The sequence below is a fragment of the Bradyrhizobium sp. CCGUVB4N genome (genome assembly GCF_024199945.1).
Classification (GTDB): Bacteria; Pseudomonadota; Alphaproteobacteria; order Rhizobiales; family Xanthobacteraceae; genus Bradyrhizobium.
Genome location: NZ_JANADP010000001.1, coordinates 4,418,372 through 4,431,892 on the forward strand (window position 1 = coordinate 4,418,372; position 13,521 = coordinate 4,431,892).

10 protein-coding genes are annotated in these 13,521 nt (G+C 64.0%); 4 read left to right on the forward strand and 6 right to left on the reverse strand.

Features of this window, described 5'->3' with window-relative positions:
• Positions 1–20: 20 nt before the first annotated feature.
• The 4 genes from NLM31_RS20010 (at position 21) to NLM31_RS20025 (ending at position 6,949) form a co-directional block, all read left to right on the forward strand.
• Complete coding sequence (locus NLM31_RS20010; protein ID WP_254193361.1) at positions 21–266, forward strand: hypothetical protein; 246 nt, start codon at positions 21–23, stop codon at positions 264–266.
• 240 nt (positions 267–506) lie between these two features.
• Positions 507–3,356 carry a calcium-binding protein gene (locus NLM31_RS20015; protein ID WP_254193362.1) on the forward strand — a complete coding sequence of 950 codons (2,850 nt, stop codon included), beginning with the start codon at positions 507–509 and terminating at the stop codon, positions 3,354–3,356.
• Between the two features lie 22 nt (positions 3,357–3,378).
• A complete protein-coding gene (locus NLM31_RS20020; RefSeq protein WP_254193363.1) occupies positions 3,379–5,511 on the forward strand; it encodes a type I secretion system permease/ATPase in 2,133 nt (710 codons plus the stop codon).
• Complete coding sequence (locus NLM31_RS20025) at positions 5,498–6,949, forward strand: HlyD family type I secretion periplasmic adaptor subunit (protein ID WP_254131009.1); 1,452 nt, start codon at positions 5,498–5,500, stop codon at positions 6,947–6,949. Before NLM31_RS20020 ends, NLM31_RS20025 begins: the two co-directional genes overlap by 14 nt.
• Positions 6,950–6,959: 10 nt before the next feature.
• Here the strand turns inward: NLM31_RS20025 and NLM31_RS20030 are convergent, their stop codons facing one another.
• The 6 genes from NLM31_RS20030 to NLM31_RS20055 all read right to left on the reverse strand — a co-directional run bounded on the left by NLM31_RS20030 (position 6,960) and on the right by NLM31_RS20055 (position 13,516).
• Positions 6,960–9,104, reverse strand: coding sequence for an adenylate/guanylate cyclase domain-containing protein (locus NLM31_RS20030; RefSeq protein ID WP_254131010.1), 2,145 nt, complete (start codon positions 9,102–9,104; stop codon positions 6,960–6,962).
• A gap of 24 nt (positions 9,105–9,128) precedes the next feature.
• A complete protein-coding gene (locus NLM31_RS20035) occupies positions 9,129–9,518 on the reverse strand; it encodes a cyclic nucleotide-binding domain-containing protein (protein WP_254131011.1) in 390 nt (129 codons plus the stop codon).
• Positions 9,515–10,483, reverse strand: a complete 969-nt coding sequence (locus NLM31_RS20040) for a formylglycine-generating enzyme family protein (RefSeq protein ID WP_254193364.1) — start codon at positions 10,481–10,483, stop codon at positions 9,515–9,517. Before NLM31_RS20040 ends, NLM31_RS20035 begins: the two co-directional genes overlap by 4 nt.
• 80 nt (positions 10,484–10,563) lie before the next feature.
• Positions 10,564–12,219 (reverse strand): arylsulfatase, encoded by a 1,656-nt coding sequence (locus NLM31_RS20045; protein WP_375167551.1) that lies wholly within the window; start codon positions 12,217–12,219, stop codon positions 10,564–10,566.
• Positions 12,220–12,344: 125 nt separating this feature from the next.
• Positions 12,345–12,764 carry a response regulator transcription factor gene (locus NLM31_RS20050; RefSeq protein WP_256561495.1) on the reverse strand — a complete coding sequence of 140 codons (420 nt, stop codon included), beginning with the start codon at positions 12,762–12,764 and terminating at the stop codon, positions 12,345–12,347.
• Between the two features lie 134 nt (positions 12,765–12,898).
• Positions 12,899–13,516, reverse strand: a complete 618-nt coding sequence (locus NLM31_RS20055; RefSeq protein WP_254131015.1) for a response regulator transcription factor — start codon at positions 13,514–13,516, stop codon at positions 12,899–12,901.
• Between the last annotated feature and the right edge of the window lie 5 nt (positions 13,517–13,521).

Below are 13,521 nucleotides of genomic sequence, written 5' to 3' on the forward strand. Positions count from 1 at the left end.
CGCAGGACAGCGGCCCGCTCGTGATTCCCGAACCCTTCACCAACGGGCATCGCGATCACATCGTCGCCCAGTGCGCCCGCTTTCACGTGCCCGCCTTGAATTCGGTGCTGGGCGCCGTCGATGGCGGGGCGCTGATGTCCTACACATTCGTCTGGGATGAATTGGTCAGCGCACCCGTCGACTATATTGATTGCATTCTGAAAGGCGATTCGCCGCACGATCTGCCAATCCAGGCACCGCGCCGCTACGAACTGGTCATTATTTGAAGACGGCCAAGGCGCTTGGTTTCGATGTGCCGCCCGTGCTGCTCGCGCGCGCCGATGGAAAATCGCGCGGTTGTGAAACGTGATCGAGCGCCTCGCAATGTGCCAGCCGTCACATCCGCCGCAAATCTGGAGGAAATCTCCAGAATAATCACGCGCGTCTCAAGCAACGCTCCAAGATTGTCTTGATGGCGGCTGCTACGGATCGAGAGGAGGGGCTAGATCGATCGAAGGAATATTTGGATGTCTATTACCTCGGTTTTTTCCCCGGTTACGGGGCAGCTCACGATTTTCGGCGACAGCGCCAATAACGGCCTCGTGATAGGCCGCGACAAGTCCGGACGCATCCTGATCAATAACGGGCACGTGAAGACGGTCGGTGGCGATCCCACCGTGGCCAACACCAACGCGATTGATGTCTTCGGTCAAGGCGGTGACGACACGATCACCGTCGACGAAAGCCACGGTGCGATGCCGGCGGTGAACATTTTCGGCGGCGACGGCAATGACAGGATCACCGGCGGCTCGGGAAACGAGTTGCTGTTCGGGCAGGCCGGCAATGATGTGATCAAGGGCGGCGGCGGCAACGATCTGCTGTTCGGTGGCGCGGGCAACGACACGCTCGACGGCGGCAGCGGCAACAACCAGCTGTTCGGCGAGGCCGGCGACGACCTCATGATCTGGAATCCCGGCGGCGGCAGCAACGTCTTCGAAGGCGGCGACGGCAACGACACCGCGCAGATCAACGGAAGCAATGCGTCCGAGACATTCACGATCACCGCGAACGGCACCCGCGTGCGGTTCGACGGGACGGGCACCTCGCCATTTTCGCTCGATATCGGCACGACGGAGAATCTCGTGCTGCACGCCGGCGGCGGCGACGATGTCATCACCGCGGGCAACGGGCTGGCCAGCCTGATCTCGCTGACACTCGATGGCGGCGCCGGCAACGACACGATCACCGGCGGCGACGGCAACGATCTCCTGATCGGCGGTTCCGGCAATGACATCGTCAATGGCGGCCGCGGCAACGACGTCGCCCAGCTCGGGAGCGGTGACGACACCTTCATCTGGAATCCCGGCGACGGCAGCGACACCGTGGAAGGCGGATCGGGCAACGACAAGCTCGTGTTCAACGGCGCCAACATCAACGAGAACATCAACATCACGGCCAATGGCGGCAGGGTGCGCTTCACCCGCGATGTCGCCAACATCACGATGGACCTCAACAGCATCGAGGAGATCGAGTTCGATGCGCGCGGCGGCGCCGACAACGTCACCGTCGGCGATCTCACCGGAACCGGCGTGAAGCAGGTGCTGGTCGATCTCGGAACCGTTCCCGGCGGCACGCAAGGCGACGGCGCGGCTGACACCGTGACCGTCAACGGCACCAACGGCAATCAGCACATCCAGGTCACGGCCGTCGGCACCACGGTCACGGTGACAGGCCTGCCGGAGATCGTGACCATCGCCAATGCGGAGGCTGCCAACGACCGGCTGGTAATCCAGGCGCTCGGCGGCAACGACGTCATCGATGCGTCGATGCTCGCTGCGGTGATCGGGCTGACCATTGACGGCGGCGCAGGCAACGACACCATCACCGGCAGCCAGGGCAACGACACCCTGATCGGCGGCGACGGCAACGACAAGGTCACCGGCGGCCGCGGCAACGATTTGGCTCTGCTCGGTGCGGGCGATGACATCTTCACGTGGAATCCCGGTGACGGCAGCGACGTCGTCGAAGGCGGCACGGGAACGGATACGCTGGTGTTCAACGGCTCCAACGTGGCCGAGAACATGTCGATCTCGGCGAATGGAAGCCGCGCGCTGCTCACCCGCGATGTCGGCAATGTCGTCATGGATATCAACGGCGTCGAGCACGTGCAGATCGCTGCTGCCGGCGGTGCCGACAACATCACGGTCAACGATCTCACCGGCACCGATGTCACCCAGGTCGCGATCGACCTCAGCGCCAGCCCCGGCAGCCAGAGCGGCGACGGCGCGGCGGACCGCGTGACGGTGAACGGCAGTGCGGGCGACGACACCATCAAGGTCGTCACCTCAGGCGGGTCGATCGACGTCAACGGGCTGGCCGCGCAGGTCACGATCGCGCATGCCGATGCCGGCGACGTGCTCGCCGTCAACGGCGGAGGCGGCAACGACGTCATCGACGCCTCCGCGATCAAGGCCGGACAGCTCCTCAGCCTCAACATCAACGGCGGCGACGGCAACGACACCATCACCGGCAGCGCCGGCAATGACGTCGTGAACGGCGGCCGCGGCAACGACGTCGCCAATCTCGGCGCCGGTGACGACACCTTCGTCTGGAATCCCGGCGACGGCAGCGACACCGTCGAAGGTGGCAAGGGCACCGATACGCTGTTGTTCAACGGCGCCAACGTCAACGAGAACATCAACATCTCCGCCAATGGCGGCAGGGTGCTGTTCACCCGCGATGTCGCCAACATCGCGATGGACGTGAACAACATCGAGCATATCGACTTCAATGCGCTGGGCGGCGCCGACAACATCACGGTCAATGATCTCTCCGGCACCGGCGTGAACCAGGTCAACCTCGACCTCGGCGCCAATGACGGCGCCGCCGATACCGTGACCATCAACGGAACCAGTGGCGCCGACGTCATCACGGTGACCGAGCACGACGGCATCATCACGGTGTCCGGGCTTGGCCAGGACATCAACATCACCGATGCCGGTGCGGGCGACAGGCTCGTCATCAACGGCCTCGACGGCGACGATGTCATCACCGCCACCGGCCTGCACGGCGGCATCCAGCTCGTCGCCAACGGCGGCAACGGCGATGACGTCCTGATCGGCGGCTCCGGAAACGATACGCTGACCGGCGGCGCGGGTGACGATGTGCTGATCGGCGGTCCCGGCCAGGACGTCCTCGATGGCGGCACCGGCAACAACGTCCTGATCCAGGACGGTGGGGCGATGGCGGCCGCGATGCTGCTCAACCAGGCCATGGCGGCGAGCTTCGTTCCCGCAGGCGACGGCCATGGCGTGATGCCGCTGGCCGATCCGCACACGGCGCAAACCCAGACGCTCGCTCCGCCGCAGCACGCCTGACGCTCCGGCCTGGAGAACGCCCATGACGACGCACGCGGTCTCGACCGATACGGGGCTCGACGCGCTCCTGACCTTGCTTCACCTGCAAGGCGTGGCGGCCGAGCGCGATCAGCTCAGGCACCGGCAAGGTACGGCCCATTTTGGCGCAGCGGACATCATCCGCTGCGCCAAATCCCTCGGCTTAAAAGCGCGAACCCATCGAACGCAGTGGAGCCGCCTGCCGGACACTCCGCTCCCGGCGATCGCGATGCTGCGTGACGGCAGCTTCATGGTCATCGCAAAAGCCTCCGCCGACAAGGTGCTGGTGCAGTCGCCGATGACGCAGCGGCCCGTGTTCATGGAGCGCGACGAGTTTGCCGTGATCTGGGACGGCGGATTGATCCTGACGACCCGGCGCGCAGGGTTATCCGACCTCGGACGGCGCTTCGACATCACCTGGTTCATCGGCGCCATCGGCAAGTACCGGCGGCTGCTGGGGGAGGTGGTGGCGGCCTCGTTCTTCCTCCAGCTGTTTGCGCTGGTGTCGCCGCTGTTCTTCCAGGTCGTGATCGACAAGGTGCTGGTGCACCGCTCGCTGTCGACGCTCGACGTGCTCGTCGTCGGCCTCGTGGTCGTCTCGCTGTTCGACACCATGCTCGGAATCCTGCGCAACTATCTGTTCTCGCACACGACCAACCGCATCGACGTCGAGCTGGGCGCGCGCCTGTTCAATCATCTGCTGGCGTTGCCGATGGCCTGGTTTCAGGCGAGGCGCGTCGGCGATTCCGTGGCGCGGGTCCGCGAGCTCGAGAACATCCGGAATTTCATCACCTCATCGTCGCTGACGCTGCTCATCGACCTGGTCTTCACCTCGGTGTTCCTGGCGGTGATGTTCGCCTATTCGCCGCTGATGACCTGCATCGTGCTCGGATCGTTCCCGTTCTACATCGCGATCTCGGCGGTCGCGACGCCGCTGTTTCGCCGCCGGCTGGAGGAGAAATTCCGCCGCGGCGCCGAGAACCAGGCGTTTCTGGTCGAGAGCGTCTCTGGCATCGAGACGCTGAAGGCGATGGCGGTCGAGCCGCAGATGCAGCGCCGCTGGGAAGAGCAGCTCGCTGCTTACGTCTCTGCGAGCTTTGGCGTCACCAGCCTCGGCAACACCGCAAGCCAGCTCGTGCAGTTCGTCAGCAAGGTCGTCACCGCTGGCATCCTCTATGTCGGCGCGCGGCTGGTGATCGGCGATGCGCTGACCGTCGGCGAGCTCGTGGCCTTCAACATCTTCGCGGGCCGCGTCTCGGCGCCGGTGTTGCGGCTGGCGCAGGTCTGGCAGGATTTCCATCAGGCGCGGCTCTCGATCGCGCGGCTCGGCGACATCCTCAACAGTGCCGCGGAGCCGGCTTACTCCGCGGGCCGCGCCGGGCTGCCGGCGCTCCAGGGCAACATTCGCTTCGAGCACGTCGCGTTTCGCTACCGGCTCGATGGGCCGGAAATCCTGCATGATGTCTCCTTCGATATTCCGGCCGGCCAGACCGTCGGCATCGTCGGCTCGTCGGGGTCCGGCAAGAGCACCTTCGCAAAGCTGGTGCAGCGGCTGTATTTGCCGCAGGGCGGCCGCGTGCTGATCGACGGCATGGACCTGGTGATGACCGACCCGGCCTGGCTGCGGCGACAGATCGGCGTGGTGCTGCAGGAGAACATGCTGTTCAACCGCTCGGTGCGGGACAACATCGCGCTCGCCGATCCGACTTTGCCGATGGACCGGATCATCGAGGCGGCAAGGCTTGCCGGCGCGCATGATTTCATTCTTGAGCTTCCCGAAGGCTACGACACGGTGGTCGGCGAGCGCGGCTCGACACTCTCGGGCGGCCAGCGTCAGCGCATCGCGGTCGCCCGCGCGCTGGTGACCAATCCGCGCATCCTGATCTTCGACGAAGCCACCAGCGCGCTGGACTACGAAAGCGAGCGGATCGTCCACGACAACATGAAAGACATCGCGAAGGGCCGCACCGTCCTGATCATCGCGCATCGTCTCTCCACCGTCCGCGGCGCCGATCGCATCTTCACGCTGGAGCGCGGCCGTCTGGTCGAGGACGGCACGCATGATGCCTTGATCAGGAGCGGCGGCCGCTATGCCAACCTGCACCGGCTTCAGGGAGGACTCTATGAGGTCGGCTAGCACCGCACCGGCCCGAAAGCCGGAGCAGACTGTCGTTCCGTTCCGGACTACGAAGAACCGGAGCGCCGCGGAAACCGCGTTCCTGCCCGCTGCGCTGGAGATCACGGAAACCCCGCCGTCGCCGATCGGCCGCGCCATCGCGTTCGCGCTGATGGCCCTGGTTTGCGTGGCGCTGGCTTGGTCGGCCTGGGGCACGATCGACATCGTGGCGTCCGCGACCGGCAAGGTGGTGTCGAGCGGCCGCAGCAAGGTGGTGCAGCCCTTCGAGACCGGCGTGGTACGCGCCATCCATGTGCAGGACGGGCAGGCGGTCAAGTCCGGCGACGTGTTGATCGAGCTCGATCCGACCGTCAATGCCGCGGAGCGCGACCATCTGCATGACGATCTCATGGCCGAACGGCTCAACAGCGCGCGCCTGCGCGCGGCGCTTGCCGCCGGCGAAGATGGTCCCGCCAATCTGGTCCCGCCCGCCGATACCGATCCCTTGCTTGTCGCGACGCAGCAGCAACTTCTCGCCAGCCAGGTTGGCGAGCACCGCGCCAAGCTCGCGGCGCTTGCCGGCCAGGAGGCGCAGAAGAACGCCGAGCAGCAGACGATCGCGGCGACGATCCACAAGCTCGGTGCCTTGCTCCCGGTGACCGAGCAGCGCGTCGATATCCGCAGGACGCTGATGGAGAAGGAGATCGGCTCGAAGCTGACCTATTACGAGACGCTCCAGCTCCAGATCGAGCAGCAGGAGGAGCTCGGGGTCCAGCGCAGCCATCTGAAGGAAGCCGAGTCCGCCGTCGCCGCGATCAGGGAGACCCGCATCCAGGCGGTGGCCGAGTATCGCAAGAGCCTGTCCGACGAGCTCGCCAAGAGCGAGCAGAAAGCCAACGGCCTCGCGCGCGATCTGATCAAGGCGCAGCAGCGGACGCAGCTTCAGCGACTGACGTCACCGGTGGACGGCGTCGTGCAGCAGCTGGCGGTCCACACCGTCGGCGGCGTGGTCACGCCGGCGCAGTCGCTGCTCGTGATCGTGCCGTCGGATACCCGGCTCGAGATCGAGGCGATGATCTCCAACCGCGACATCGGCTTCGTCGAGCCCGGGCAGGGCGCCGCAATCAAGATCGACACGTTCAACTTCACCCGCTACGGCCTGCTGCAAGGCCGCGTCGAGAGCGTCTCGCAGGACGCCATCATTCGCGACCGTCCGCCGGAGCGTGGCGACCGCGCGCCCGGCGCGCAGCACGATAGCAGCGAGCCCACCGGGCAGGAGCTGAGCTACAGCGCACGTATTTCGCTCGACCGCACGCAAATGCAGGTGGACGACCGCCTCGTCAGCCTCACGCCGGGCATGGCGGTCACGGTGGAGATCAGGACCGGCTCGCGCACCATTCTGAGCTATCTGCTGTCGCCGCTGCAGCGCTACCGGCACGACATCATGCGGGAGCGCTAGGGTGCGCGCCTCACTTCCTGGTAAACCGGATCGTTCCATCCCAATCGTCCGGAGGTGGTTCGAGCAGGAAGCCGACCACGCGGTCGAGGTAGATTCCGGCCAGCACATCGTCCGGACGGGCGCGGGCAAACGCCTCCAGCGCCTCGAACGCACGCATCCAATCCCGGCTGGCGTAAGCCTCGTAAACGCGGTGCCAATCGCGAACGATGTCGGTCATATCAGCCGTTGCAAGGCAATCCTCCGGACCCTCGAGGGCGCCAAGAAGCTCGAAGAGGTCGAGTGACCTCTTCGCGCCCTTCGGCTGGATCCTGTCGACGCGACGAAACAGAAACGCGTCCGAGCAGAGGTCCGCGATCTCTGCGCTCGCCAGGATTTCGGTGCCGTAATATTTGTTGAGGCCTTCGATCCGGGAGGCGACATTCACGGTATCGCCGATGGCGGTGTAGTCGATCCGGTCGGTCGAGCCGACATTGCCCAAGATCGCTTCGCCGCCGTGGAGCCCGAAACGGGTGTGCCACGGCGTAAGGCCGTCTGCCTTCCAGCGTTCTCCAAGGCGGTGGGCCGCCGCCCGGCACTTGAGCGCCGTACGACAGGCCACGTGTTCGTGCCGCGCAACCGGCAGCGGCGCATTCCAGAAGGAGAAGATGGCGTCGCCAATGAACTTGTCGACGGTCCCTTGCTCGCTGATGACCACGGAGGCGAGTTCCTCGAAATATGTCGACAGATTCACCATCAGATCCTTGGCGGGCGTGACACCGGCCATCGACGTGAAATCCTGGACATCCGTGAACATGATGCTGACGTTGCGGGTCTCGCCGCCGACCGCGACAACCGTCTCGCTTTGCAGGATGTCCCTCACGAGCGCCTTCGGGACGAACTTCGTCACTTCGCGGAGCGTGCTCTTCATCCCGGACATCGACCTGATCAGCACATCGAGTTCCCGGACACGCGAGCCGAAGCCGATCGGATCGTCCAGCTTGAATGCCCGGATCAGATCCGCCTCGCCGGCGAGCTTCATGACGGGCCGCGAGATCGAATGCGCGAGGTAGGCGATCGCCGGCAGCGACAACACGAAGATGAGCAGGGCAGGCGGGATGCTCCGCGCTGCGGCATCGGCCAACGTGCCCATGAAATCCGAAAGTGGCGCCGCATAGAGCACGAAGAACGCGCCGCCGTCCCTTGCGACCTGGCGAACGACCGTTGCGAGAAAGTCCGCGCCTGCGGCATGGAAGCGGACCAGGGAAAACGGACCGTTCTGCTCGAATAGTCGTACGGCTTCCTGAATCACGGGATCGGAAAGTTCGCTGACGGTCGCGACCTGCATCGCGTCGCCTCCATTGATGCCGGATGGCTTGAACATCTGGCTGGGATCGGAGTGGGCCAGAAGCCGCTTCTGCTCGTCGAAGGCCACAAAGCGATGGCTGTCATTGAGGCGGACGGACCGCACATAGGCCATTAATCGGTCGATAGTGATGTCGACGCCGACGGCGCCGCCCTCGAAGGCCTTGGCGAGAGTCATTCCCGCCTGCGATGTGGTGGCGAAAATGTAGGGCACGTTCCGGACGATATTCTGCGGCTGCGCCCTCGCATCGCGATACCATGGGCGAAGGCGCGGATCATAATCGGCGGCAATGTTGCGCGTGCCGACCTGACGCCGGCCGGCATCGAGAAATCGCCAGGTCTCGGTGCGCACCCCGGCTTCATCGTGGTTGATCTCCTGTATCGCGAACCGGGTCGTCGGAGGCGCGCTCAAGGCCGAGACAAAGGAGCTTTCAGCCTCCGAGATGGACAGGATCTGAAAATAGTCCCCATTTTCGTAGCCGACGTAAGTTGAGGAAATCTGGGGACTGAGCGCCAGGCTCGTCAGGATCAGCGGCTCGATTGAAGCTTTCAGCCCCGCGATCTGCCGGACCGCGGGCGCGTCGCTGAGCTGGGCCGCGATCAGGAACGCGGGAGCAAAGAAGCCCAGCCGCCGTTCGTTGATCCGATCGATCGTCGTCTTGAAGCTGTCCGAGGCTGCCCTGATCGCTGCTCTGCGGGTCTCGAGGTAGTTAGTGACCGTCAGCGCGGTTCCGAGCAGGAACGCCGCGAGTACGAAAAGCGTGAGCACGGTCACGAATATCGGGATGCGTGGCGTACGATCTGCTGCATGCATGGCTGCGGACCCTCACGAGCCGCGTTACGTGGACAGGTCGATGATGCGCTTGGACAGATAGTCCACCCAGTATCGAAGGAAGGGGTCGGCCTCATCGAGCTTCTGCTTGAGCCTGCTCTCGCTGACTGCCAGCAGGTCGCATCCGTTTTTGGTATAAGCCGATGCGGCGCGTTGTGCGCCCGCCATCAAGGCGTGCACGCCAAACATCTGGCCCGGCTGGAGCTCGGTGACGAGGCGCTGCTGGTCGGTGCCGAACCGGAGATAGATCGTGACGTCGCCCCGAAGCAGGATGTAGGCGATCGTTCCGATTTCACCCTCGACGAAGATCGTCGCGCCCGCAGGACAGGTTCTTCGGCCGAGACCCTCCCGGATCGAAACAATCGGGGCATCCGTGCTTCCAGGTTCGATGATCATCGCGGACCAGGTGCTTCTGCCGGGCTTTGAGTTCCTCGGACGACGCAACGGAAGCCGACATGGCTCGTCGAGGTGTCGATCGGTTCGGCGTGACGCGCGGCCGGACGGTAGCGCCGACAATAGTTCGGTGCGCACAGATGCGAGCCGCCCTTCAAGACCTTCCGGGGAATCCGGATCGATGGCTGGCAGGGATCGTAGCTCTCGTCCTCACGGGGCCCGCGCGGGTTCTTTGGAATGCAACACGCCTTGGCCGGATTGGCCGTATGGCGCGCAATGTACCAATCGCTGGTCCACTCCCAGACGTTTCCGATCATGTCGTGAATGCCGTATCCGTTCGGAGGGAAGGCGGTCACTGGCGAGGTCCGGGAAAACCCGTCCTCGCAGAGATCTTGAACCGGGAATTTTCCTTGCCAGGTGTTGGCGCGGTGTTTGCCGCCTGGAGCGAAGTCGTCGCCCCACGCATATTCCGCGCTATCGAGCCCGCCGCGTGCCGCGAATTCCCACTCGGCTTCCGTAGGCAGGTCCTTCCCGGCCCATCGTGCGCAGGCGAGGGCATCGGCATAGGCGACATGCACGACCGGATGGTCATCGAGGTCGTCGATATTGCTCTCTGGTCCGTAGGGATGACGCCAGTCGGCGCTCCTCATGAAGCTCCACCATTGGCTCCAGTGCTTTGGATCGACGGTGCGTCCGGGCGGTGTAAAGACCAGCGAACCGGCATAAAGCATCTGCGGTTGAGCGCCGGGATAGTCTTTCGGGTCCGGTGGGATTTGCGCGGTCGTGACATAACCGGTCGCCGCGACGAACGCCCTGAACTGCCGGTTCGTCACTGGTGTAACATCGATCCGGAACGGATCGACGGTGACGCGATGGGCTGGAGCCTCCTCGGGATAATGCCGGTCCGATCCCATGCTGAACGTACCGCCCGGGACGAAAATCATGTCCTTGAGGTCAGACATCAGCATGAGCGCGCCCTTCCATCTCGCATGTCGGGGAGGCATCCGGGCAGGGCGCGCGACCGCGACCGCTGCCCGGGCTCGATCGTCTATTCGCCGTGCTTGTCCAGCTTCTTCATCGCTTCATCGACGGCCTTCTTCATGCTGAAGGTGTCTGCTCCCTGGCTTGGCGGGAACGCAGCCATGCTCTCCAGATGAGCCTGAACGAAAGGTCCCGCCGCGGTCGGCGCCCAGAGTTTCTGGGCAAAGAATTTGCGGCCGGCATAGCCCCATTCGTGAGACTCGGGATCCATCTTCTCCATCGGATCCATTCTCAAATTGAACACATAAGGGATGCTTGGATAGGACTTCTCGTTGAACCAGCTGCCGTCCTTCTTGACGCCAAAAGCGATCTTCCAGTCGTCGACGCGCAGCGCCATCAGATCGGTTTCGTCGTAATAGAAGAACTCGCGACGGGCCGACTTCCTGGATTTGCCGGTCCACAGCGCCGTATTGTCGTAGCCGTCGAGATGAACCTTGTACTGGGTCTGGCCGATTTGAGTGCCCGCGAGCAGCTTGTCCTTGAGCCCCGTCTGGCCGGCCGCTGTCGCAAGGGTGAGGAAGAGATCCTCATGCGCCTGCACTTCGTTTGAGACCTGGCCGGGCGGAATCTGTCCCGGCCAGCGCACCATGCAGGGAACGCGAACGCCACCTTCCCATGTGGTTCCTTTCTCGCCCCTGAACGGCGCGTAGCCGCCATCGGGCCAGTACAACAGCTCGTTGCCGTTGTCGGTGGTGTAGACAACGATGGTGTTGTTGGCGACGCCGAGATCGTCGAGCTTCTTCAACAGCACGCCGACATGCTCGTCGTGCTCGATCATGCGCGCACGCACCACGTCTTCCTCGGCGCGCCCCTCGTCCACGGCCATCTGGATATATTTGGGATTCGGGTGCGACCAGACGTGAATGGCCGTCGAGTTGAACCAGGCGAAGAACGGCTTGTCGCCTTTGCCGTTCGTGTCCAGCCATTTCAGGGTCTCGTCGAGCACTTCCTTGTCGATCGTTTCCATCCGCTTCCGCGTCAGGGGGCCGGTATCTTCGAACTTCTGTTTGCCGACGCGCCCGAATTTCGGGTCGGTGGTTGGATCGTCGACGTCGGTCGCCCAAGCGCGCAGCACGCCGCGCGGTCCGTATTTCTGCTTGTAGGCCGGATTTTTCTGGCCGGGATAGTCGAGCTCCTCCGGCTCTTCCTCTGCATTCAAATGATAGAGATTGCCGAACCAGTAGTCGAAGCCGTGCATGGTCGGCAGGAACTCGTTGCGATCGCCGAGGTGGTTCTTGCCGAATTGCGCGGTCGCGTAGCCAAGCGGCTTCAGGACCTCGGCCAGGGTGGGATCGGTCTTCTGGATGCCGCGGGTCGAGCCGGGAATGCCGACCGTCGTCATGCCGGTCCGGATCGGCATCTGCCCCATCAGGAATGCGGCGCGGCCGGCGGTGCAGCTGGGTTGTCCATAATGATCGGTGAAGATGATGCCTTCCTTGCCGACGCGGTCGATGTTCGGCGTCCAGCCCATGAGCCCGTTATTGTAGGTGCTGAGGTTCCACATCCCGATGTCGTCGCCAAAAATGACGAGGATGTTCGGCCGCCGTCCGGTGGCTGCCGGCGGGCTCTGCTGCGCCTGAGCCGTGGGGATCGCAGCTCCCGAACCTGCTGCCGAAACGGCAGCGATGGCGGTCCCGGCGAGCAGGATCTTTCGCCGGCTCATGAAGGGCTGGTCCGGCTTGCCGTCCGCAGTCTGACCGCGCGTCTCGATGGGATCTTCCTTGATCTCGCTCATCACTGGCTCCTGGGTGGTTGGGGACGCCTTCTTGATTGACCTGAATGTCCTGTTCAGCCGCTCCCGAGGCTGTCGCCGAGCGCCGCACGCGCGGACGACGAAACGTAGCTGTCGCCGGCAAGAACGGCGTCGATCGCGTCGGCCAGCTCGTCGCCGGCGTCCGACTTCACGACGTAGCCGCGAGCGCCATCGGCGAGCGATCGCCTGATGATCGCCGGCTCATCCAGAACGGTCACGAAGATGATCGGAAGCTTCGGATGTGTCGCCAGGACTCGCCGCGCCGCTATCAGTCCGTTGACGCCCGGCATGGCGATGTCGGTGATGATCAGATCTGGTCTCTGGAGGCTCGCGGCCTCGATCAACGTCTGCCCGTCGGAAACGACGTCGACGTGGTAGCGAGAGTCGAGCAGCGCTTGCAGGTGCTGAGCCATCTCGGGGTGGTCCTCAGCCAAGATGACACGTATTTGACTCATGTCCGTCTCGGCGGCTTGTCATAGGCTACGATGCGCGCAAGACCTACGCGTTCGGCCGGGAGGACGCATCGGGGAAAGCTGAAGGATCGGGTGTGGAAATCACGGGGGCGGTCGGCCCGGAATTCCCGGTCGCATCACTCGGGAATAAGCCCCTGCTTGACGGCAAATTTGACCAGATCGGCGGTGCTTTTCGCGCCGAGCGCCGCGAGCAACTGGCTCTTGTGATCTTCCACGGTTCTCACCGAAATGTTGAGCTGGGCCGCGATCTCCTTCATGCGCTTGCCCTGCGCGATCAATCGCAGCAATTCCAGCTGCCGTGGGGAGAGCGAGGGCCGGTCGTCCCCGCGCGTGCGTGACATCGTCTGCAGCACGTCCCGGGTGATGTGCGGCGTCAGATAGATGCGCTCAGCCATGACCGCGCGGATCGCGTCGATCAATTCTTCGCCCGCGGCGGCCTTGAGAAGATAGCCACATGCGCCTTCGCGGATCGCCTGCGTTGCGAGTTGCGGGTCGGCGTGAACCGTCAGGAAAATGAAGCGCGCCTTCGATCCTCCGGTCTTGAGCTGACGCAGGGCGTCCAGCCCGCTCATGACGGGCATCGTGACGTCGGACACGACGATGTCGGGCTTCAACCGCTGGACGGCTTCCACGAGTTGCTTGCCGTCGGCAACCTGCGCAACGAGGTCGGCGACTTCGCCGACCAGTCGGCCCAGTCCTTCCGCGACCATCACATGGTCGTCTGCGAGTACCACGCGCG

What these genes read in the sequence shown, in the direction of transcription:
- NLM31_RS20015 (WP_254193362.1), top strand. Translation starts at nt 507, where the DNA reads ATGTCTATTACCTCGGTTTTTTCCCCGGTTACGGGGCAGCTCACGATT.
- NLM31_RS20045 (WP_375167551.1), bottom strand. Translation starts at nt 12,219, where the DNA reads ATGAGCCGGCGAAAGATCCTGCTCGCCGGGACCGCCATCGCTGCCGTT.
- NLM31_RS20050 (WP_256561495.1), bottom strand. Translation starts at nt 12,764, where the DNA reads ATGAGTCAAATACGTGTCATCTTGGCTGAGGACCACCCCGAGATGGCT.
- NLM31_RS20040 (WP_254193364.1), bottom strand. Translation starts at nt 10,483, where the DNA reads ATGCTGATGTCTGACCTCAAGGACATGATTTTCGTCCCGGGCGGTACG.
- NLM31_RS20030 (WP_254131010.1), bottom strand. Translation starts at nt 9,104, where the DNA reads ATGCATGCAGCAGATCGTACGCCACGCATCCCGATATTCGTGACCGTG.
- NLM31_RS20020 (WP_254193363.1), top strand. Translation starts at nt 3,379, where the DNA reads ATGACGACGCACGCGGTCTCGACCGATACGGGGCTCGACGCGCTCCTG.
- NLM31_RS20025 (WP_254131009.1), top strand. Translation starts at nt 5,498, where the DNA reads ATGAGGTCGGCTAGCACCGCACCGGCCCGAAAGCCGGAGCAGACTGTC.
- NLM31_RS20035 (WP_254131011.1), bottom strand. Translation starts at nt 9,518, where the DNA reads ATGATCATCGAACCTGGAAGCACGGATGCCCCGATTGTTTCGATCCGG.